This is a genomic window from Dyadobacter sp. 32, from assembly GCF_902506755.1.
Classification (GTDB): Bacteria; Bacteroidota; Bacteroidia; order Cytophagales; family Spirosomataceae; genus Dyadobacter.
This window is the reverse complement of record NZ_LR735258.1, coordinates 5,712,286-5,733,283: the sequence shown is the minus strand read 5'-3', so window position 1 is coordinate 5,733,283 and position 20,998 is coordinate 5,712,286. Positions and strand designations below refer to the sequence as shown.

19 protein-coding genes are annotated in these 20,998 nt (G+C 44.1%); 10 read left to right on the top strand and 9 right to left on the bottom strand.

What is annotated here, in order from left to right:
• Positions 1–107 precede the first annotated feature (107 nt).
• Complete coding sequence (locus DYADSP32_RS23500) at positions 108–671, bottom strand: DUF4142 domain-containing protein (RefSeq protein WP_149240479.1); 564 nt, start codon at positions 669–671, stop codon at positions 108–110.
• Between the two features lie 321 nt (positions 672–992).
• Between DYADSP32_RS23500 and DYADSP32_RS23495 the strand changes: the two genes are divergently transcribed.
• The 6 genes from DYADSP32_RS23495 (at position 993) to DYADSP32_RS23470 (ending at position 7,343) form a co-directional block, all read left to right on the top strand.
• Positions 993–1,448, top strand: a complete 456-nt coding sequence (locus DYADSP32_RS23495) for a response regulator (protein WP_149240480.1) — start codon at positions 993–995, stop codon at positions 1,446–1,448.
• Positions 1,449–1,464: 16 nt separating this feature from the next.
• Positions 1,465–2,082 (top strand): biliverdin-producing heme oxygenase, encoded by a 618-nt coding sequence (locus DYADSP32_RS23490; RefSeq protein WP_149240481.1) that lies wholly within the window; start codon positions 1,465–1,467, stop codon positions 2,080–2,082.
• The gene (locus DYADSP32_RS23485) at positions 2,066–4,345 is read left to right on the top strand and encodes an ATP-binding protein (RefSeq protein ID WP_414618000.1); all 2,280 of its coding nucleotides are present in this window, start codon (positions 2,066–2,068) and stop codon (positions 4,343–4,345) included. The genes DYADSP32_RS23490 and DYADSP32_RS23485 overlap by 17 nt, the downstream gene beginning before the upstream one ends.
• 191 nt (positions 4,346–4,536) lie before the next feature.
• Positions 4,537–5,628 carry a DNA topoisomerase IB gene (locus DYADSP32_RS23480; RefSeq protein WP_149240482.1) on the top strand — a complete coding sequence of 364 codons (1,092 nt, stop codon included), beginning with the start codon at positions 4,537–4,539 and terminating at the stop codon, positions 5,626–5,628.
• Between the two features lie 47 nt (positions 5,629–5,675).
• Positions 5,676–6,650 (top strand): lipid A deacylase LpxR family protein, encoded by a 975-nt coding sequence (locus DYADSP32_RS23475; protein ID WP_149240483.1) that lies wholly within the window; start codon positions 5,676–5,678, stop codon positions 6,648–6,650.
• A gap of 219 nt (positions 6,651–6,869) precedes the next feature.
• A complete protein-coding gene (locus DYADSP32_RS23470) occupies positions 6,870–7,343 on the top strand; it encodes a ferritin-like domain-containing protein (RefSeq protein WP_149240484.1) in 474 nt (157 codons plus the stop codon).
• A 145-nt stretch (positions 7,344–7,488) separates the two neighbouring features.
• On the opposite strand, the gene DYADSP32_RS23465 is transcribed toward DYADSP32_RS23470, so the two are convergent.
• Both DYADSP32_RS23465 and DYADSP32_RS23460 read right to left on the bottom strand, forming a co-directional pair.
• Positions 7,489–8,244 carry an SHOCT domain-containing protein gene (locus tag DYADSP32_RS23465; protein ID WP_149240485.1) on the bottom strand — a complete coding sequence of 252 codons (756 nt, stop codon included), beginning with the start codon at positions 8,242–8,244 and terminating at the stop codon, positions 7,489–7,491.
• Between the two features lie 223 nt (positions 8,245–8,467).
• Positions 8,468–8,716, bottom strand: a complete 249-nt coding sequence (locus tag DYADSP32_RS23460) for a hypothetical protein (RefSeq protein ID WP_149240486.1) — start codon at positions 8,714–8,716, stop codon at positions 8,468–8,470.
• A gap of 328 nt (positions 8,717–9,044) precedes the next feature.
• Between DYADSP32_RS23460 and DYADSP32_RS23455 the strand changes: the two genes are divergently transcribed.
• The 4 genes from DYADSP32_RS23455 to DYADSP32_RS23440 all read left to right on the top strand — a co-directional run bounded on the left by DYADSP32_RS23455 (position 9,045) and on the right by DYADSP32_RS23440 (position 15,920).
• On the top strand, positions 9,045–9,647 hold the full coding sequence (locus DYADSP32_RS23455; protein WP_149240487.1) for a sigma-70 family RNA polymerase sigma factor: 603 nt from the start codon (positions 9,045–9,047) through the stop codon (positions 9,645–9,647).
• Between the two features lie 94 nt (positions 9,648–9,741).
• Entirely contained in the window at positions 9,742–10,845 is a 1,104-nt protein-coding gene (locus DYADSP32_RS23450; protein ID WP_149240488.1) for a FecR family protein, read from the top strand.
• A gap of 188 nt (positions 10,846–11,033) precedes the next feature.
• A complete protein-coding gene (locus DYADSP32_RS23445) occupies positions 11,034–14,375 on the top strand; it encodes a TonB-dependent receptor (RefSeq protein ID WP_149240489.1) in 3,342 nt (1,113 codons plus the stop codon).
• 27 nt (positions 14,376–14,402) lie between these two features.
• Positions 14,403–15,920: a RagB/SusD family nutrient uptake outer membrane protein gene (locus DYADSP32_RS23440; RefSeq protein WP_149240490.1), complete on the top strand. Its 1,518-nt coding sequence runs from the start codon at positions 14,403–14,405 to the stop codon at positions 15,918–15,920.
• A 214-nt stretch (positions 15,921–16,134) separates the two neighbouring features.
• Here the strand turns inward: DYADSP32_RS23440 and DYADSP32_RS23435 are convergent, their stop codons facing one another.
• From DYADSP32_RS23435 to DYADSP32_RS23410, 6 genes are all read right to left on the bottom strand, one after another.
• Complete coding sequence (locus DYADSP32_RS23435) at positions 16,135–16,527, bottom strand: hypothetical protein (RefSeq protein WP_149240491.1); 393 nt, start codon at positions 16,525–16,527, stop codon at positions 16,135–16,137.
• Positions 16,528–17,117: 590 nt separating this feature from the next.
• Positions 17,118–17,720, bottom strand: coding sequence for a hypothetical protein (locus DYADSP32_RS23430; protein WP_149240492.1), 603 nt, complete (start codon positions 17,718–17,720; stop codon positions 17,118–17,120).
• Between the two features lie 116 nt (positions 17,721–17,836).
• The gene (locus tag DYADSP32_RS23425) at positions 17,837–19,732 is read right to left on the bottom strand and encodes an SIR2 family NAD-dependent protein deacylase (RefSeq protein WP_149240493.1); all 1,896 of its coding nucleotides are present in this window, start codon (positions 19,730–19,732) and stop codon (positions 17,837–17,839) included.
• 83 nt (positions 19,733–19,815) lie between these two features.
• Complete coding sequence (locus DYADSP32_RS23420; protein WP_149240494.1) at positions 19,816–20,043, bottom strand: DUF2442 domain-containing protein; 228 nt, start codon at positions 20,041–20,043, stop codon at positions 19,816–19,818.
• 117 nt (positions 20,044–20,160) lie between these two features.
• On the bottom strand, positions 20,161–20,394 hold the full coding sequence (locus tag DYADSP32_RS23415) for a type II toxin-antitoxin system YoeB family toxin (protein WP_414617999.1): 234 nt from the start codon (positions 20,392–20,394) through the stop codon (positions 20,161–20,163).
• Positions 20,391–20,594 (bottom strand): DUF2683 family protein, encoded by a 204-nt coding sequence (locus DYADSP32_RS23410; RefSeq protein WP_149240495.1) that lies wholly within the window; start codon positions 20,592–20,594, stop codon positions 20,391–20,393. The genes DYADSP32_RS23415 and DYADSP32_RS23410 overlap by 4 nt, the downstream gene beginning before the upstream one ends.
• Between the last annotated feature and the right edge of the window lie 404 nt (positions 20,595–20,998).

Sequence of the window (20,998 nt, the reverse complement as noted above, 5' to 3'; positions counted from 1 at the left end):
GCAAAGCCCAATATGATTCGAAAGACACCAAAGAAAAAACGGAGAGAAAAGTATCCCTCCGTTCACATAAATTATAATAACCCCGCGTAACTTAACCGAGCCAATTATTATTTAGTAGCATCTTTCATTGCCTTGGCCATTTCCAAATGATGCTGTAAAGTAGGCACTTTACCTTCTGCCCAAGATTTAAGATCAGGGTCTTTGCAATCCTTCGCTGCTTTCTCAAACTCCTTTATGTCCTCTTCATGATCATCCACCATATAGGAGGCATACGCTTTATCGAAATCTTTCCCCTTTTTCTTGGCCATATCGTCATATTCCTTTTGTTTTTCTTCACTCAATGACATGGGCAAGGTGATGTTTTTTGTCTGGGCAAGTCCTTGTAATTCCTGACCAGCTTTTCCATGATCCTCGGCCATCGTTTTTCCAAAGTCCTTTACAGTTTGGGACATTCCGTTGGCCTGAGCAAGTTCTCCCAGCTTGACTTCCATCATGCCGCCATCTGCGGCAGCGACTGCAAATTCACTGTCGTCTTCGGCAATAGCGCCATCCAGCTTTGCTTCGTTTTGTTCCTCAGCCATCTCCGTACTGTCCTCAGACTTATTGCTGTTGCACGCGGTAAACGTCATCATACTGGCTACCAGACATGCACTCATTATTATCTTTTTCATTTTTATTGCGATTATTTTTAGAAATATTTGAGGGTATGTCTCAAAAAGCATGCCAGTGTACCATATCTGTCCCCGACCAAAGTCCGTTCAATACATTCGTTCTTTTCCTGAATCTGTAGGAGACCCGACCTGTAGAGGCATGATTTTTGAGAAATTAATTGATTAATGCGTCCGGAAAACTCGTTATACCATTTCGGCTCACAAAACCACAAGGTTTGCATATGTGGTTTGAAGTAAAATCAACATATTTGCTGATCTAATATAATTCGATTCAATTTCTCAGAAACGCTGGCCTTCTGACCCGATAGATTACAATTTCCAATGAATCACCCACAACCGCTGCAAATACTCCTTGCTGACGACGACGAAGATGACACTTTTCTTTTCAGGGAAGCTCTCGGGCAGATCCCGTATGAGGCAGAGCTGACTACGGCCGACAATGGCACGGAATTAATGAAAAAACTGATGGCAGCAGAAACGGCCCCGGATATTATTTTTCTGGACATGAACATGCCCATCAAAAACGGATTGGAATGCCTGACGGAGATAAGGAGTGAGGACAAGTTTAAGGAAACCCCGGTTATCATTCTCTCGACGTCTGTTGCCGACAATTTGCTGGAATCTGCCTATCAGGCTGGCGCTAATCTGTATATTCAGAAACCTACCAGTTTTTCGAGTTTAACCAAGATGATACAGAACTGTATTGTAAAAATATCAGACTTCATTTCAAAGCCGGTTTGGGACAATTTTCTGATAAGAAACGATAATCACAAATAACCCATAAAATGCAGTTATGCATCTCTCAACGCAACAAAAAAAATTTCTCAACGAACTAAAAAACCAAACTTCGGATAACCACGCTGCACTGGAAGACAAGCCAGCATCCAGGGCTATTTTGAGTGGAAAGGTTACCGTAGCTCAGTATCAATATTATCTGGTAGCACTTTATAGTCTGATAAAAACGTTTGAGATAGACCTTTTCCCTTTGCTACATCCTGTGGTCTCTGACCTGGATGCGAGAAAAAAGTCTCATCTTATTGCTAATGATCTTCTCTCAACCGGTTACCCTTCTGATCAGTTAGAAACAATACCGGCTACTGACTTACGGTTTGCAGAAATGCCCGAAGCGCTCGGTCTCATGTATGTGCTGGAAGGTTCCACGCTTGGAGGCAGGATACTGTATAAACATGTACACGAAACGCTGGGGCTGGATCACACCTCAGGAGCTTCCTATTTTGCCGGATACGGCGCAAACACAGGTATCATGTGGACTACTTTTACATCGACGCTCAGTACGCTGGCCACAGAGGGACGGATAGAAAAGCGTATCATAGATGCGGCAAATGAGGCATTTACGCTGATTGAAGGTAAAATGACCACAGCGAATAATGGTGATGATGGAGAAAATTAAAGATATTGTCAACCGGGACCTGATCAGTCTTACCAATTGTGAAAGTGAGCCTATTCACGTGCCAGGCTCCATTCAGCCCTACGGATTCCTTTTGGCTGTTACCCTGGACAGTCACATGATCGAGTTCTGCAGTGCCAATTGTACTGATTTCATCCAGACACCTCCCTCCGATATACTAGGCAAAAATCTAGCAACCTTGTTTACTGGCGATCAGGCCGAAAACTTTAAAAGTTACATCCACAGGGGAGATTTTGATGATGCAAAACCGTTTGTGTTTTCTACCGAACAAAGTTTTTATAACACCACGGTTCATCAAAGCGGCAACCTGCTCCTACTCGAATTCGAACCATTTCCCGATGGATCCCAGGATGTACCCGATCTTTACAAGCAGACCAAAAATTTTGTTTCTATATTGGAACGAACTGTCAAAATGGTGGAACTTTGCCAGGAAATCGCCGTAGAGACAAGAGCTATTACCGGTTACGACCGGGTCATGATCTATCATTTTGACAAGGAGTATAATGGCGAGGTTATAGCCGAATGCAAACGGGAAGACCTCGATTCTTTCGCCAATCAAAAATACCCGCATACCGATATTCCAGCGCAAGCCAGGGAACTCTATACCAGGAACCCCATGCGCATGATTGCCGATGTAAGCTATGAACCGGTTCCTTTACTTACGCTGGACGGGCACGGTAAACGTAATAATCAATCCCTGGATCTTAGCCTGTCGTTGCTAAGGAGCGTATCGCCCATTCATATTGAGTACCTTAAAAATATGGGCGTGGGGGCCACGCTGACCATATCCCTTCTGAAAGATCAGAAACTTTGGGGACTGATTGCCTGTCACCACTATTCCCCGAAAGTGTTGCCGCATTATACACGCTTATCCGCTTTGCTCCAGGGCCACTTCCTGGTATCCCAAATAGGGGTACGCGAAGTCGCCGAAGAATTCGCGGTTGCTCAAAACACCGATAGCGCCCTTCAAGACCTGTTATCTCTGCTGGAAGACGATGAAAACCCCTTGGAAGACTTGTACAAGTCGCCGCTGCTCCTGCAAGTAGCCAATGCCGAAGGGGCGGTGATTATTCATGACGGTACAGTTTTCAGGAATGGCAATGTTCCGGCAGACGGCCCTATTATCCAACTCCATGATTGGTTAAAAAGTAATTATGGAAATAGCCCGCTGGCTACCTCCGGACTTTCGGAAATCTATCCTCATGCAGAGCCATTGGCAAAATATGCGTCAGGCCTGCTGTATTATTCACTTTCCTCCCACAGCGCCATTATGTGGCTCCGGCCTGAAGTTGTCCAAACCGTAAACTGGGCAGGCAATCCGCATAAGGCAGTGGGTAAAGATCCCGACGGCCATCGTCTCACTCCCCGAAAATCATTTGAATTATGGATGGAGGAAGTCAAAAACAAGAGTAAGGAATGGCGCAAATCGGAAATAAATGGTGCATCAAGCTTTGCGCACGCTTTGCAAAAACATATTAATTTTCAGGAGGTTCGGCGTCAGGAAGAAAAATACCGCTCCTTGAACGAGGATCTGAAAGCAGCTAACAATGAACTGGCTAACCTGAACTGGATCAGCACACACGACCTGAAAGAACCGCTGAGAAAGATCCAGATTTTTGCTTCTAAGATACTCGATTCGGAAATTTCGGACAATGTCAAAAATTCGGTGGAAAGGATGAGCTTTGCGGCAAATCGCATGCAACGCCTTATCGAGGATATTCTGAATTACTCCAAAGCGGGAAATATGGAAAAAATATTTGTCGAGACCGATCTCGAACAAGTATTAAAGGATGTTTTGGTAGATCTTCAGGAGCTCATTAGTGAAAGTAATGCCCAGGTTACATACGATCCGTTACCTGTGATGCTGGCTATTCCCTTCCAGCTTAGCCAGCTCTTTGTGAACCTGATAGGAAATTCTCTTAAATTCATCAAAAAAGGCAGTACCCCTCATATTCATATCTCCACCTCTGAGATCCATGGCTCAGATTCCCCCCTCACCAACCTTTCTCCTGAACGATCCTATTATAAAATTGATTTTACCGACAACGGTATCGGATTCGAGGAAGCGTTTTACAGTAGAATTTTTGACGTTTTTCAACGACTGCACCCACAAAGTACCTATCCCGGCACAGGCATAGGCCTGGCAATTTGTAGAAAAATAGTAGAAAACCACAAGGGGACGATCGTTGCAAGCTCCACGCCTGGTGAAGGTTCTATTTTCAGTATCTTTCTGCCTGTTACCTGATACCGCTCGCGCTGTGGATAACAAATTGAGGACTTCATTCCGCACAGTCTTGCCCTCAAAAAGTTCGTATTCAAAATACTAAATTGCTCACAATCAGGCAGCGGAAAGCATTCGCTCCAGTCTTCCGGGTAAATGAAGTCACTGGCACTCATTTAGTAATCATGTGATCACATTCAACTGAATCAACGCACATGGAGACCTCAGCAATCATGCCGGAAGTGCCGGTAATTTCAGCAAGGCAATTTAAAAAACTACATAAAGACCCTGCCCTTACAGCGGCAGCAGCGGGCTTACGCTATATTATCGCCGCAGACGCACCCGGTTATTTAAGAAAGGGAAAGGCTCCCAGATTTTATTATACCAATAAACTGGGAATCCGTTGTGCCGACAAAGAAGCCATTCAAAGAATTAAGGCGCTTGTTCTGCCACCTGCCTGGAAAGAAGTCTGGATCAGCGAAGACCCGGATAGCCACCTGCAGGCAACGGGTATCGACGAAGCGGGTCGGAAGCAATACCGCTACCACCCGCACTGGAACCTGGTACGCAACCAGAGCAAATATTACCGACTTTTGACTTTTTCCGAATCCCTACCTAAACTACGTGAGAAAGTGGCACTTGACCTGCGCAGACCTGCATTTGATTTGCAGAAAGTGACTGCCCTGGTGATCCGGATTATGGACAAAACTTGCATTCGGGTGGGTAACGAAATCTATAAATCCAAACACGGATCGTCGGGAATTACTACCCTTGATGCCAGATGTGTCAGCATTAAAGGAAAAACCGTAAGGTTCAAATTCACTGGAAAAAAGGCTGTTAAGCAGGACATCACGCTCAAAGATCAGCAAATTGCCCGACTCCTCACTCAGTGTAAGGAAATGCCTGGCAAAAGGCTTTTTCAATACACGAATGAGGCAGGTTGCCGCTGTGCTTTAACCGCGAATCAGGTGAATCAATACATCCGGGAGAATACCGAATCCAGCTTTTCAACAAAAGATTTCAGAACCTGGATGGGCACAGTGACGGCATTTGGCTATCTGAGCAATCAGGAAAAATACGCAACCAAAAGGCAACTTACCAGAACCATTAATTCTTGCCTGGACGTAGTGGCGGCACATCTTGGAAACACGCGCACCGTATGCCGCAAATATTATGTACATCCCGCCGTTTTCAGGGCTTATGAAAACAATAGAATACAGCGTCTCGCTGCCCGTGAAGTTCCGGGGATGGAGAACCTCTCCGCGGAAGAACAGCTGGTCAAAACACTGCTTGCACGACCAGCATAGGGGTTGCAATGAATCTGTGGGGCGGCCTTGAACGTATATCTGGCATCATGCTCAAATACTGGCTTAAGGCTACCGTTTTCTCTTTTCTTTATTTATTTACGCTGATTACCTTCGGTCAGCGGATAGACAATACCGCTTCATTTCGAAGCGTAGCAGACGACAACTACATTCGTTTTCACTACGACAACGATTTTTTTCGAAAAACTGATTATTACTATACGCAGGGATATCAACTGGAAATTGCTGCTCCAATTTTCAGAAAAAACCCTGTGACAAAACTACTGCTTCAGTTGAAGGAGGGACAAAAGTATGGTCTTGCATTTGAACATTATGGCTTTACGCCAACCAGTATTCGCAGCGACCAGATCCTGTATGGTGACAGGCCCTTTGCTGGAATCATCATGCTCAAGTCCTTTGCAATATCTGTAAATTCTGAACGAAGGGAAAGACTGGCCTCCACGCTAAGTACCGGAATGATCGGGCCCGTGGCATTCGCAGGACGAATGCAAGCCACCATCCATCGATGGTCGGGTGACGTGGTGCCTCATGGCTGGCAATATCAGATAGGTAACGACCTGGTTATTAATTACGAAGTGAGCCACGAAAAAGAACTCCTCAATGCCGCCAATTTATTTTCTTTGTATTCACTCGTGCGGGCAAACCTTGGAACGCTTTCCGATCGCGCTCAGGCAGGGGTGGTGATGAAGGCCGGTAAATTTGATTCTGTTTTTGGTAAATCCGCCAAAAAAAATGCTAAAACCTTTCAGCTTTATGCCTATTATCAGCCGTTAGGCGGGTTAGTTGGCTATGATGCCACATTGCAGGGAGGTGTATTCAACAAAAATAATCCATACACCTTACAGGCCAATCAGCTAAACCGTTTGACATTTCAGAACGGTTTTGGTGTGGTGGCGAATTTCTGGAAAATCTATCTGGAATATAGCCAGACATTCGTTTCCAAGGAATTCAAAAGCGGCGAAAAGCACAGCTGGGGTGGAGTGAAAATGGGCTACTCATTTTAACGACTAGATAAAAAATTCAGCTTTACATACCGCTAACAGTTGCATGCGGATATACGGTGGTAATTAATCTTCTTTTGTCAGCATTCAGGGCAAAAACTGCAACACTTCTTTTATAATATTTTCATCCAAACGCCGTAAAAGGACTCTTTAAAAATGGCACGAAAGTTTTAGTATACTACTCGTTACTGTTTGAACTTTCAACATTAAAAACTGAATGCTATGGAAACCAATGAAAATGCAGTAGAAGTATTAAACGATTTGATCCGAATTAATAATGACCGGATAGATGGTTACGAAAAGGCTATCGCCGAGGTCAGTGATATTGACCTTGACCTGAAAGGAATCTTTCAAAACATGGCCAATGAAAGTAGGGAAAATGTAACTCAGCTGAGCAGTGAAGTAGCTGCTTTGGGTGGGGAAGTTGCCACTGGCACTACGGGTTCTGGTAAGATCTACCGAGTGTGGATGGATATTAAAGCAACCTTTACCGGACACGACCGTGAGTCGATCCTTGAGAGCTGCGAATACGGGGAGGATGCCGCACAAGAGGCCTATGACGACGCGCTGGCATCAGATGCTGAGCTGCCGGCCGATCTTCGTCAGATCATTACAAGTCAAAAATCTTCGCTTCATGATTCACACGACCTGATCAAAAAATACAGAGATGCCCATCAGGTTGTGAATAAACTATAATACTAAAAACCAATAAAGCGAAATGGGCCGGGATTTTCCGGCCCATTTTATTGGTAAATTTCGATAATTCGGATACAACGAAGGCCAGAGCTGCGACAATGCAAGCTCTGGTCTTTTTAATTACCCGGTATCATCGTGGTTGAAGTTACAGTTTAGCCAGTAACTCTTGCTTTTTAGTCTTAAATTCCTGCTCTGTTATCTGGCCTCTTTCAAAAAGCAAGTTGATTTTACCTATGGTAGCAATAATAATGTCTTCCGGACTCTGTGGCTGATTCTCCACCGGAGAAACTGATCCGTGTGCCACATCATAAGGCATCGCCGGGGTCTGCTGCATATGCTCTTCCGGATCGGAAATTACAGAAAGGCTATCCACATCTACCGGCCCTTCCTGACTCGTAAACTGATAGGATCTGGTGCTACCTTGTTGCTGCGACACGCCCGAGATTCGATGATGTTTGGTGTCGTAAATTTTCCGTACACCACGATCATCGATCACAAGCCGCTTCGCCGGTTCGAAATAAGCATACTTGAAATTATTTTGTGCTCCACTGGAAGTTGGGCTACCGAAATCAGCGGGCCAGGAGGAAGAGTGACTATTCATGGCCACCATACCATCTTCGTGATCTTCAAAAATCAGTTTCGTAGATGCTATCTCGGACAATTCCGTGCAAAGGTTATCCACTTTGGCTTTTAGAGCATGGTTAAACATGTCTCCGACCATGGTCATTCCGCCTTTCATCCATTGCCCGCTCCCGCCCAGCTCGGGGATGTTGAACTGGGCCATGGAACCATTGCCTTGAATAATGGCCTTCACCAAACGCTCCGCACTTTCTACTTTAACATCATATTTAGCAGCTATGGCATTCAATGCCTGCTGACCTTCTTTTGTGAGTGATTTCATAGTTTAATTGGCTAAAAGCCAATGGCTGTTAGCCGTTAGCTGTGTTGTATGTACAGGGTTTGGGTCACAAAAACAGTGCCATACCAGAATATGAACACCATTTATGTTCAAAAAACGACTGCTGCTTCAATTAAAAGGAAATATCTCCGTGACTTTCCACAGCACCATCTCAATCAATACTTCATATGCAGAGTTGAGTATGGATGAAATATATAGGATTTGCCTAGTGTGACAAGGGATAACCCAAAGTAAACATGAAATCGGGATTCAGCCAGGTTTCAATCATTTCTTCAAGGGTTGCGCTGGAAAGGCGAATACGGTTGCCATTGGGCTGAATATGAAACACATGCAGCTTATCAAGGCTTTCATGTTCCCGAAAATTGTAGCATTTGATGATAAAGGATTCATAGTCATCCTCCTCTACCTCCGCAACCGCGTTGCCCGCATCATCAACGACAAAAACGTAAAACATCCTGACTTATAAGTTATAGGAAAGCGCATTCCTCACCGGAAACTGAGTAAATTTCTTTTTGGTTCACAAAGTTAACAGGTTGAATGTCATCAAGCCTTGGAGATTTATTTAACGGTCTTCCGGGAGGGTTTCACACTAAAACTGCTAGGCTCATCGATGATTATCTTGTCGCTGATTACGGATCGAAAAATTCGAAAATAGCCTCTTCTCAATAAATTTTATCAACCAGGAAAGATAAATTTCGCTACTTTCATACTTATTATTGGCAACAGTAAGTTTTAAATCAAATATCAGCCAGCTTATACTCCTGGCATCGGTAACACTAAAAATGAATCTCCTCGCCAATCTCTCCGATGATGAAGATACCAGGCTCTGGCAGGTATTGCCTTTGGGAGATGTGGCATCCTTTGAAAAACTAATTGCACGCACTTATGACATGCTTTTTCAATATGGCTGTAAGTTCAGCCGGGACAAAGAGCTCATCAAAGACTCCATACAGGATGTGTTTTTAGAAATCTGGGAAAAACGAGCATGTCTGAATGTAAACATTCCTCCCAAAGCCTACCTGCTTGCTTCGCTACGGCGAAGGCTGCACCGCCTGGCACAGCGTAATCGCCTGGTGGCAGTGGATGATTTTGAATTAAAGGGGGTAGATTTCCGTGTAGAGTTCAGTGCGGAATATCGCTTCATTGAATCGGAGCAGGACCAGCAGACCACGGCCCAAATGACCCATCTTCTAAACGAGCTTCCTAAAAGACAGAAAGAGGCTGTCTATCTGAGGTTTTTCAATGACCTCGACCGGGAAGAGATTGCGTCAGTCATGGACATCCACCCTCAGTCGGTATCCAATTTACTTCAGACTGCATTCAAAGTATTGAAATCACAATGGAAGACGGTTATTTCCATTATTCTTTCCATACACTGCGCCTAATAGACTTTCAAAAAAAAGTTTTAAAAAAAATCTAAAAAATACAGTATCTGAATCAGGTGCCGGTCTAATGGTATTTGAATGATAACATTTTGACATGGATCGTTACCAAAATTTTACTCTCGAAGACTTTGTGTGGGATGACCAGTTTCGCAGCTGGGTACTTCGCCCCACCAGAGAGGACGAAGCAAAATGGCAACACTGGATGAGTCAATATCCGGATAAAATAGCCCTCATCAATAGAGCAAAAGAAATTGTCAGGGCCATAGGTGTAGAGAGCACGGAGCTGTCTGCTTTCGAAAAACGAGCTGCCATCCGGAATATCATAGCGAAACTTCGCACCACCGAACCGCTCGTGGAAATCACCGCACACACGCCTTTTTTTCAGCAAAGCTGGCTACGTTATGCAGCGTCGCTCCTACTGCTTTGCGGCCTGGCCTGGGGCATTATGAGCCGCAAGGAAGCCAGATTGGTCGATTATGAGGAACTGGTCACGAGTACTGATGAACAACTTATTGAAAAATTAAACACGACGGATAAACCCATTCCAATATTGCTTGAAGATGGCAGTGAAGTGACGCTGGATCCCGGAAGTAAAATCAGCTATCCTGAACATTTCAATAGCCAAAAAAGAGAACTGTATTTATCCGGAGAGGCATTTTTTTCTATTGCCAAATTACCGTCCAGGCCTTTTTATGTGTATGCCAATGAAGTGGTAACAAAGGTACTCGGGACCAGTTTTTACGTGCGTTCCTATCAAAATGAGAAGGAGGTTTCAGTGACGGTAAAAACGGGAAGAGTAGCCGTATTTACCCGCAGCGACCCTACACTGGACAAAAAACTAAGCGAGAAAGAATTGAAAGGGGTAGTAATCGAGCCCAATCAACAGATTGTAGTGGTAAGAGAATCGGTCAGAATAACCAAAAGTCTTATCGCCCAGCCCGAACTCATTACAGAGAACGGAACAACTTTCCAGTTTGAGTTTGATGAAGTACCCGTTTCCAATGTGTTTTCAGAAATCCAAAAAGCTTACCGAGTAGATATCATTTATGACAAAAACGTTATGGACGGATGTCCAATCACCGCCAACCTGACGGACCTTTCTCTCTATGAAAAACTTGACCTTGCCTGCAAAGCAGTAGGCGCTCATTATGAGCTTATCGACGGTCGGGTAATTATTGAAGGAGAAGGTTGCAAATAGAAGCGTTGATAAGAAAATGAGACCGGTAATGCTCGAACATTACCGGCTCTGAATAACCCCTTAGGTTTTACCGACCAATACATTTCAAAACGAAATGGAGGGGAGTTTATGCCAATAATCACAATTAACAAAAACTGTTCAAAACTATGAAAATACCGGTACAGTTCCACCGTAAACTGCTAATTCTTATGCGAATAAGTCTCGCCCAACTGGTCATCGCCCTGTGGTTTATGGGAACAGCAACAGCTTTTGACGTGCGCGCACAAGAATTGTTAAGCAAAAAGGTTAGCGTGCAGGCTCAAAAACAGGAAGTTAAAAAAATACTCCAGGTGATTGAGAGACAAATTGGGGTTCGTTTTATTTTCAGTTCTAAACTGATCCAGTCAGGACGCAGAGTCTCCCTCAACACAGCCAATGAGCCACTTTCAAAGGTACTTGACGATTTTTTGCTACCGCTTGGCCTCCGCTACGAAGTGACAGGCAAAAACATCGTGATCAGCCCGGTGCCTGCACCGACAGACCCGGGTAATCTGGATGCTTCCCTGGAGACAACCATTGCTGTTCCGGCCGATATTACCATTAGGGGCAAAGTCACTGATGCTGAAAACAAAGAGCCACTGCCCGGTGTAAACATACTGGTGAAAGGCACTCAGATTGGTACGGCTACGGATGCAAAAGGAGATTTTTCGCTTAGTGTCCCGGACGCCAATGCAACGCTGGTATTCAGTTTTGTGGGCTACGAACCTCAGGAGACCAAAGTGGGGAACCTTACCGAGATCAACATTCGCCTGAAAACCGATTTGAAATCGCTGGAAGAAGTTTTGGTGGTAGGTTATGGAACGGTAAAGAAAAGTGATATCACCGGATCCGTATCATCTGTAAAGGCACAGGATCTTACCGCGTATCCGGCATTAGGCACCATACAGGCACTACAGGGACGGGCGGCCGGTGTGCAGATACAGGCCAATAACGGGGAACCGGGCTCATCCTTCAAGGTAAGGATTCGCGGTGGAAGCTCCATCAATGCGAGCAGTGATCCGATCTATGTAGTGGACGGATTCGTAGGCGGGGCATTACCTCCTCCGGAAGATATTGAATCCATCGAAATCCTGAAAGATGCTTCGGCGACGGCGATCTACGGATCACGGGGAGCCAATGGGGTAATCATGGTTACCACCAAAAAAGGGGTTTCGGGAAAACCAAAAATTGACCTCAACACTTCATTCTCCAGTCAGAAAGAAATCAACCGGTTAGATTTGCTCAACGCTGAACAATTTCTGACCTACGTTAAAGAAGCGCGCCCGAACGTTGTATCGCAGGGAGCCGATACCGACTGGCAAGACCAGATATTCAGAAAAGGGGGCATTCAAAACCACCAGCTATCAATTGCAGGTGGAAGTGATGCCGTGAAATACTATGTTTCAGGAGCGGTCTATGACCAGAAGGGTGTAATTCTCAATTCGGGATACAAACGCTACTCGATTACCAGTAATATTGACATTCAGGCAGCAAAGCGGTTGAAAATCGGGCTGAACTTGTTCGCCCAGCGGGTCTCCCGGGAGCAGTCGAGAACACAGGAAGGATCCGGGGGACTTACACCAGGTGTAACCTCAGCAGCCTTTAAGTTTGAACCCGATCAGCCTATACAGGATGCCACCGGTAAATTTACCGTGGCCCGGCTCAATGATCCGATCGACAACCCCTATGCGATTGCCACTCAGCTCGTCAACGAGAGCCTCAGCGACCGCATACAGGCAAACCTCTATGCAGAATATGATATTTTCGATGGTCTCAAATTCCGTACAACATTGGGCGCCACCACCAACAGCGGCAGAAACGGGCAGTTTACGCCCACCACGCTGAATGACGGGAGGGCAGTAGGCGGCAGGGCTTCTGTGACCGGATCGAAAAGCACTTTGCTTTTGAATGAGAACTATCTGACTTACAACAAGAAGATCGGTAAATTAAGCGATCTCTCCGCTATGATCGGGTATTCCTATCAGACCTCATCCAGTGAAAACTGGGGCGGTACAGGTCAGTCCTTCATTACAGATGCGGTATCCTACTGGAACCTGGGCGGATCGTCCGTTTGGCAAAGCCCAACCTCCGGACTTACCGAATGGCAGCTGGCATCGTACTACGCACGGGTGACCTACTCCCTTGCAGACCGATACCTATTTACGGGTAACATCCGCCGCGACGGCTCTTCCAATTTTAGCAAAAATCATAAATGGGCCATGTTCCCGTCCGGGGCATTTGCGTGGAAAATGTCCAGCGAGCCCTTTATGGAGAACTTTCGTGCAGTGAGTCAATGGAAATGGCGGGCCAGCTACGGCCTTACTGGAAACCAGGCCATTGAACCTTACCAGACCATGGCGCGGTTCTCCAATGTGTTTACCATCATAAACGGGGTTCCGGTGAATGCCGTGAGGCCTACCACCATTGCCAACGATGACCTTACCTGGGAAACTACCGAGCAATTTGATATTGGTACGGATGTAAGTCTGTTCAACAATCGCCTGAACGTGGTGCTGGATTATTACCGGAGGGTCACCAAAGACCTGCTCTTCAGCGTACAGTTACCCCAATATTCGGGTTATACCAATCAGCTGCAGAACATTGGCTCTGTGGAAAACAAGGGTTTCGAGATCACGTTTAACACACGTAACCTCGTAGGAGAATTCAAGTGGAATACGGATCTTAATTTATCCATCAACAGAAACAAGGTATTGAAATTGCCTGCCGGAACCGACATTTTATACGGTTCGGGACCGGGGCACCTGGTGGGATTGGGCCAAACCCAAATATTGCGAGAAGGGTACCCCGTGGGGAGTTTTTATGGCTGGATCTATGATGGTGTGTACCAGGAAGGCGACAGTTTTATACCAGGAGGCGGGTTCGAAGTGGCTGCCGGCGGAGAAAAATTCAGGGATATTGATGGTAAAAAAGACGCAGCGGGCGTGTTGACCGGAGAGCCCGACGGCGCACTGAACAGCGACGACCGTACCATTATCGGCAATCCACATCCCAAATTCACCTGGGGGCTCAATAACGATTTCAGCTGGAAGGGTTTCGATCTCAATGTATTTTTCCAGGCATCCCAGGGCAATGACATGCTGAGCTATACGCTGATGGAGCTGAACCTGCTATCGGGGATCAACAATGCCACCACCGAAGCATTGAACCGCTGGTCGCCGACCAACACCAATACCGATGTACCCAAAGCACTGGCAGGGCGTACGCGCCGGGTGTCTACCCGCTGGATCTATGACGGTAGTTTTGTGAGACTTAAAAACCTTGCCGTGGGTTACAACATTCCAAAACCGGTCTTGGATAAACTGAAGATCAGCAAACTGAGAATATATGCCAGTGCCCAGAACATACTGACTTTCACCAAATACAAAGGGTTTGACCCGGAGGTGAATTATTCATCGGACGGAAACACCAACAGCAACACCAATCTGGGGCTTGATTATGGAAGTTACCCCAATGCGAAATCGTACACGGTAGGCTTGAATATCGGTTTTTAATCCAGTATCCTGTAAATCAGAAAAGAAATGAAGGCTTATATCAACAAAATATTTGTTCTCTCCGTCCTCGCCACACTGCTTGGTTGCGTTGACCTCAGCGAGAAACCCGTTGGATTGCTGGCACCAGAATCCATGTTTAATAGCACCAAGGATGTCGAGACTGCCATCTTCGGTGCATACGGCTGGATGGCCACCGAGCGCCTTTATGGCCGCCAGTTTGTGTCGGCCCTGATGCTGCGAAGTGATATGGAAGACATCGGCGACCGGGGGACTCCCGCAGAAAGACAGCAGGTGAACGACTTCAACATGGATGACAACAACAACATGGTGAACCAGTTCTGGCCGGTTTGGTATCAGGTGATCAGTGCCGCCAATGCGGCCATTGCCGGAGCAGAAGGCCTGAACTTGCCTGAAAATACTATTAATCCCTTAATCGCAGAAGCACGGTTCGTTAGAGCATTCAGCTACTTTCACCTGGTTCAGGTGTTCGGCGATATTCCATACATCGACTATTTTATCAGCAACCCGGCTGCTGTGAAGGAAATATCCAAAACCCCCGCGGCAAAGGTGTACGAACAGATCATCATTGACCTGGAATTTGCCAAACAATGGCTACCCGACAAGCAACCCGGTGAGGTAAGAAGCCGTGCTACGAAAGGCAGCGCTGCATCGTACCTGGCCTCTGTGCACCTTACCCAGCAAAACTTCCAGAAAGCCTATACTGAAGCAAAATGGGTGATCGACAACAAGGACAAATTTGGCTACGCACTGGAAGCCGATTTCCAGACGCTTTTCAGAGCACCGCAGGTCAACAACATGAAGGAACATGTGTATGACATCGATTTCCTTGGTCTGCAAAGCGGAGCCGGTGGAGCCAATGACGACATCATGCCAGCCATGACCGGTGTGCGGGGCGGGGATGCTCCACGCAGCGGATGGAGCGTCATTGTGCCTTCCCAAAAGGTATACGACACCTGGGACGCCAGGGATTACCGTAAGAAAGTTAGCTTTGATGATTCACTGCTGATCGCCGGAAAACTTGCTCCATATACCGTGTTTCCGAATACAAAAAGGCCACACATTGCCAAATACGCCCGATTTGCCGGAAATTCCAACACCGAAGGCCGTTATTCTGACCACAATTATGCGGCGTTCCGTTATGCCGAAGTGCTGCTCATCGCCGCGGAAGCTTCCGCAGAAGTGAACGGCCCGAATGCAGAAGCAGCCGGTTACATCAACCAGATCAGGGCCCGGGCGCGTAACTGGGCTGGCAAGCAAACTGCTTTCCCTGCAGATGTAAGTGCAACGGGAACCAAAGCCGACTTCATCGATATGGTGATGGAAGAAAGAAGACTGGAGCTGGCATTCGAGTACAAACGCTGGTACGATATCAAACGACGTAACCTGGGCGATGCCGTGTTTAAGGGAGCCAATTCTCTGGAGCCGCATGCAACATTCAGCGCCGCAAGGGATTATCTGATGCCCCTACCACGGGTTGAATTACAGGTAAACCCTAACCTTGGCCCACAGAACCCGGGGTATTGAGTTTTTATTTTATTAGGAAGTGCCCGTGATTTTCGGATTGCGGGCATTTTTTGTTAAACGTTGTAAAAATAGCGGGCGTTTTCTGATACTTCGTATTTTGATCCTGGTCAGCTCTGAAAGTTTGCAAAAGCTTACTCAAATGGTTGGCTCACGAATGAGGGAGATTTTACCAGGTGGGGTTGGAAAGGGTTGCGATAAGCTTGGTTATTTGAGACTATTCGCCATGGACTAGACTTATCAATTCAATTACCGTACATTCGGCAGTCCGCTTCCCGCCCTCTTGAAAGTATCCCGTCATGCCCAAAGTAAGGTATTGTTTATGATATTGTATTAAATTAGCATTGGCTATCCACATTCTGGCGGTACCTGAGAGGGCTATAGGCTCTGACTTGCTTAAGATCACATTACCGGAAGTATCCTCAAATTCTGGCCAGATCATATAAAGTGAACCTTTCAGATTTCCATCATTTTTATACCAAAAATCGTTTCTAATTCCTTGGTAAACAACACTCCATCGCCCTCCTTCATCATAAGAATAGTACCGGTAGCTCACTCGAAAATCCGCATCCCTTTTCAAAATCTCTGTATAAGGTACATGCAATTCCATAATAAAACTCGTTATTAGTCGAATTAAAATTGTTTCGTTTTGCGAGATCGTGCAACCGTAATGCTCAGAAATTACAGAGGACTTGATTTGCCTTGCAAATAAACTATTTCATACTTTTGGACCTGATCAAAACTCGAAAAGGTCACTCTGAACTACCCATTTCCTAATTTACATGCTATTATACTTTAAGAGAAACAGCTTAATGTACTCCATTTTCGCTTGCGTGATCATAGATTTGCTAGTATTTTGCTTTTTCGCAGGTGTTTGGACAGGTGAATCAGATTTCAATTTCCATAAATTTACAAGGTTAGTATTCCCTTTCGCAACACTTCCACTAATTGTTAATCTTGGACATGACACATTTAGCAAAAGAAACAACCCATCAGGAGATGTTGCCACAAGTTGTGTATTGACCCTATTTTTTATAAGCCACGCATTATTTTTTGCGGGAATCAATCTATTAGTCCTCTTGGAGGCAATGGACCTTCAATTGTAGCTGCCGGGAGATGAAAATCTGGTTCGAATATAAACATCTTTTGATTTTTGAGACTGGCTGGCTCTTTTTGAGGCAATTGGTAGGTTAATAATACTTATTGCCTGCCTATCCAGACGTTGCCGACTTTCCTTGCATACATAATATCCTCCTTTCCATTGATAACTACCTTTTCTTCATGAAAACCAGAGTGCAAGAGCTCGTCGACTTCGTACTCGTCGAGATAGCTCAGCTCCTTAAACTGAATATCCTCATCATCAAATACTTCCCACCTAAAAAAATTAAGAATATCATTGTTTACTACCAATTCGTTTGGTAACCCCTTCTTGAGGCCACACTTACGATAAGAAACTTCTCTCCTTTCACCAACCGCATTTACTTTTGCACAAACGACTTCACTTCTCATTGTATTTGGGAAGTTCAGCCATATTTGTAAGTCATAAGGAGTGGTCTGGTTTTCATAGAATGCCTTCCATTGGTTATGAATGATGACTAATTTTTGCAAAATTAACCGGAAATACCAGTTTGGTGGAATTCGCTCACATAACCGGTTCCAGGGATCTATCCTAACTTTAACATAATCTTCTCCTTTTAAATGAAATCTATCCAGGTCAGGAATCTTGTTGGAATTGAACCAAATATCAATCTGTTTTTTGCGTCTTTTCCAGCCTCGAATCTTTTTCTTATTTTTTGGATGCATATATTTCTTTAAAACGCTAATAATGAAACGGGTTGAATTCGGCCAAAATCAATGAATAAATATTCGTTTTTTGAGACTGATTGTTAGTAAAGACACAGGTATACTATGACCTACCCTCACTGCAACTCATCCAGCTCCAGCTCCTGAAGAGATTTGACATACTTAATCTGAACCTTATTACTTTTACTTTTAAGAGTAATTTTCGAGTCGAAGCCTTTGATATAAGACTTTCTATTAATGACAAGTGGAGAAAATATTCGAAGTAAGGCCTGCCCGACAACAAACTGCATACCATGAAGCGTTACTGTAATTGGATCGGTAATTCCAATTAAAGCGGTCTCCCTTCCTGCGAACTCCAATACATTTTCATTTCTGTCAGCGGACTTTCCTGAAACCGAAATGGTAAATTTCCGAGCATAACCAAGCCATTCATTATTTATATAAGATATAATTATCTCAAGCGTTTTAAATGTATTAGCATTCACATCGGCATATCTTACATCATTGAACATTATCTTGTAATACTGCTCCACAATTTTCATCATTCTAAAATATTCCAGATAAAACTTAAAACCACTTCTACCCTCTTTATGAAACAACAGAGAAAATGTATTAACGGCTTTCTGATTATGATATACTGTAAATTTCTCATTAAGCTCTAAGTTATAGAGAATTTCAAATAGTCTAATTTCATCATTCGTTCTTGAACATAACATAGAGTGAACAAGTTGTAGGTTGATTTGATATCTATGTTTCCTAAGTTCATGCAAAACCCTGAGATTTATTATTGCCTCAGACTGTTGAAATGCAATTTTCAACTCCATCCCTTCTTTGGCATGAAATCGAGAAACTGCTAAATCAAAATATTCAAGGCCATTGTCAAACCTTAAATCAACTAACCAATTATCGACAGGTGCCTTTAAAAATTTTATCTCCTTTAAATCGTCAAAATATTTTACCTCATTCAGCCAAAAACTACTTCCCTTCAACTCATCACTAGAAATCTCTAATTCTCCGAGTCCCAGGTTAGCTATAAATTCCTGAATACGTTTGTTCGCATCGCTCTTTTCGTCCACCGAGAATCTGAACTTTCCTTCCCAAATCTCGTTAGTCGGTTTGAGTTGAGTTAGTTTAAACTTATTGTCTGCTACGGAAATGTCAGGTATTAGATTATTAGGACCTAAGAAGTTTTTGAATGTCTCGGGACCCACCTTTCCTACTCTAAAGTCCTCCACGACATTCTCTTTCAATACTACGAGAAGCTCGTTGATTAGTTGTTCGCCGGTACAATCAATATACTCAATCCCTATTTTTAGTAAATTTGTAACCTTACGCTGAGACAGATTCGGAGCGACCAAAAAACACTGTCCATAATTCCCTCCCAATGACTCTATTACTTTTTCATAAATGGCATCAACATTAGAATCTTCCATTCCGTAGCCAATAAATAACACAGAATTAGTTGCGATTCGCGCTTTGACAACGCTCCAGAATAAACTATCCTCTAATTTATTTTTAAAGAAATTTGTATAGTCTGAGCTCGTAATAAGGATACTTGAAGGTTGAGATAAGGTGCCATGTACCTTAAATATTTCTGTTTTGTTCTTATTTAAGTATGGAATATGCTCGTCTGATGAAGCAAGGGTAGCATTGAAACCAAATGCATTTTCGAAAAGCGCATCATAATTTGTTGTTAAAATTGTTTTTATGTGCGGAATATTAACCAGTTTATCATGATATTCCGTTGAAAGAGGTGGTTTTTCAAAATGTAAACGAAGTAGCTTTACAAGTTGATTTCTGCTCCCACCTTTAAACCTACAATACTCTTCAGCCATATTAGGTAGCGGAAGATCCTTATTTATTTCATCCCTTTGATTTTTAGGCAGGTCATTATACAATATTTCAGAAAATGATACACCTGAAGGATATCCAGCATATCTAGAAAATCCGGCACCAGCCCATATGACGACCTGCTCCCTCCTGATTAAATCAAATAAATTCTCTTTTGGCATTATATAATTGAGGATACTTTGTTTTTTTAGAATGATGGGTAAGATTACGCAGATTCAATTTTCCTTCGCTTTCTGAGACTGAATTAAACTTGCTGCCTGGAGAAGGAAACGAAACCTTCAAAGCTTAGATCTTCATCAAGCTTTTGCCAGTGAATACCAAACGGCGACAATTCAAAATTTTCTCTTACATCATTAGATGCATTCAATAATTTAGGAAACCACTGTAAGGGGTGGCTCCTCTCTTCACCGGATAGGGTTTGGATAAATATGCTGTCATCCCGAAACCAAACTTTTTTCACTTCAATTTCCATGATGTTCTTTGCATCTATTCTCTGCCGACAATTGCCCTAACTGCCAGAAGAAGCAATCATAGATTAGTTAAAATTACTATTTATCCTCGTAGTGCCCCAAAGCGGAAACCACAACTACTAATATTTCCTGGTCTCTAACCTGATAGACCAACCTGTTTTTTTATCAATACGTCTACTCCCATAGCCAGTCAAGTCATGCTTTAGAGCTTCTCGTCTGCCGGTACCGGTAGTTGGGTGCTCTGCCAACTCTATCACTAGACTTTCAACCTTGCTGAATGACTTCGGGGAACTTTTCTTTATTTCTGAAATGTCTTTCAACGCATGCGTTGTGAATTCTAATGAATATTTCATAGAGAATTTAAAAGCTCCTTCAGCTCGGACTCTGTTTTGACCTTCGTAATCCTACCGTCTGCTACATCACACTTAGCCTGCCGGATTTTGGCAACAAACTTCCGGTTATAGGAAGACTTCTCTTTCCTGAACGGAATATCTAGCACTGAAAGTAGTGCCTTTAATTTTTTCCCTTCTGTTTCGATTATTACTGTTTCCATAGTGTTCAAACATGATTATACTACTTTCATTAAATTTACCCCCAAGAGCCTACTCTTGCATAACCAATTTCCACGTCCGAAAGTACCCGTCTCTTAACTTTTCTAAATATATTGTAATTTGTTTTCGCGTACAACAGGTTGGAACTGGCACACAGCAAAAAAACGGGAGAATTTTTAATAATCTCCCATCAACAGCTGAACCACCGTTTGGCAAGACTTTACGTAATTGTACATACTTTCACTCAAGCAGCGATCAACCGAGATAAACCCTTATGCTAAAAGTCCGCTACCTGCCTGCTTGGCTGCTCACATTCATGATGGCAGGTTATGTTTCCGATTACAAGAACAATCAAACATCCGCTGGCAGAAAATATGCAGCAGAATGACATCGGTGCGGTTGTATC

Excerpts from the sequence above, each read along its gene's own strand:
- DYADSP32_RS23500 (WP_149240479.1), bottom strand. The coding sequence starts at position 671 with ATGAAAAAGATAATAATGAGTGCATGTCTGGTAGCCAGTATGATGACG.
- DYADSP32_RS23495 (WP_149240480.1), top strand. The coding sequence starts at position 993 with ATGAATCACCCACAACCGCTGCAAATACTCCTTGCTGACGACGACGAA.
- DYADSP32_RS23490 (WP_149240481.1), top strand. The coding sequence starts at position 1,465 with ATGCATCTCTCAACGCAACAAAAAAAATTTCTCAACGAACTAAAAAAC.
- DYADSP32_RS23485 (WP_414618000.1), top strand. The coding sequence starts at position 2,066 with ATGATGGAGAAAATTAAAGATATTGTCAACCGGGACCTGATCAGTCTT.
- DYADSP32_RS23480 (WP_149240482.1), top strand. The coding sequence starts at position 4,537 with ATGGAGACCTCAGCAATCATGCCGGAAGTGCCGGTAATTTCAGCAAGG.
- DYADSP32_RS23475 (WP_149240483.1), top strand. The coding sequence starts at position 5,676 with ATGCTCAAATACTGGCTTAAGGCTACCGTTTTCTCTTTTCTTTATTTA.
- DYADSP32_RS23470 (WP_149240484.1), top strand. The coding sequence starts at position 6,870 with ATGGAAACCAATGAAAATGCAGTAGAAGTATTAAACGATTTGATCCGA.
- DYADSP32_RS23465 (WP_149240485.1), bottom strand. The coding sequence starts at position 8,244 with ATGAAATCACTCACAAAAGAAGGTCAGCAGGCATTGAATGCCATAGCT.
- DYADSP32_RS23460 (WP_149240486.1), bottom strand. The coding sequence starts at position 8,716 with ATGTTTTACGTTTTTGTCGTTGATGATGCGGGCAACGCGGTTGCGGAG.
- DYADSP32_RS23455 (WP_149240487.1), top strand. The coding sequence starts at position 9,045 with ATGAATCTCCTCGCCAATCTCTCCGATGATGAAGATACCAGGCTCTGG.
- DYADSP32_RS23450 (WP_149240488.1), top strand. The coding sequence starts at position 9,742 with ATGGATCGTTACCAAAATTTTACTCTCGAAGACTTTGTGTGGGATGAC.
- DYADSP32_RS23445 (WP_149240489.1), top strand. The coding sequence starts at position 11,034 with ATGCGAATAAGTCTCGCCCAACTGGTCATCGCCCTGTGGTTTATGGGA.
- DYADSP32_RS23440 (WP_149240490.1), top strand. The coding sequence starts at position 14,403 with ATGAAGGCTTATATCAACAAAATATTTGTTCTCTCCGTCCTCGCCACA.
- DYADSP32_RS23435 (WP_149240491.1), bottom strand. The coding sequence starts at position 16,527 with ATGGAATTGCATGTACCTTATACAGAGATTTTGAAAAGGGATGCGGAT.
- DYADSP32_RS23430 (WP_149240492.1), bottom strand. The coding sequence starts at position 17,720 with ATGCATCCAAAAAATAAGAAAAAGATTCGAGGCTGGAAAAGACGCAAA.
- DYADSP32_RS23425 (WP_149240493.1), bottom strand. The coding sequence starts at position 19,732 with ATGCCAAAAGAGAATTTATTTGATTTAATCAGGAGGGAGCAGGTCGTC.
- DYADSP32_RS23420 (WP_149240494.1), bottom strand. The coding sequence starts at position 20,043 with ATGGAAATTGAAGTGAAAAAAGTTTGGTTTCGGGATGACAGCATATTT.
- DYADSP32_RS23415 (WP_414617999.1), bottom strand. The coding sequence starts at position 20,394 with ATGAAATATTCATTAGAATTCACAACGCATGCGTTGAAAGACATTTCA.
- DYADSP32_RS23410 (WP_149240495.1), bottom strand. The coding sequence starts at position 20,594 with ATGGAAACAGTAATAATCGAAACAGAAGGGAAAAAATTAAAGGCACTA.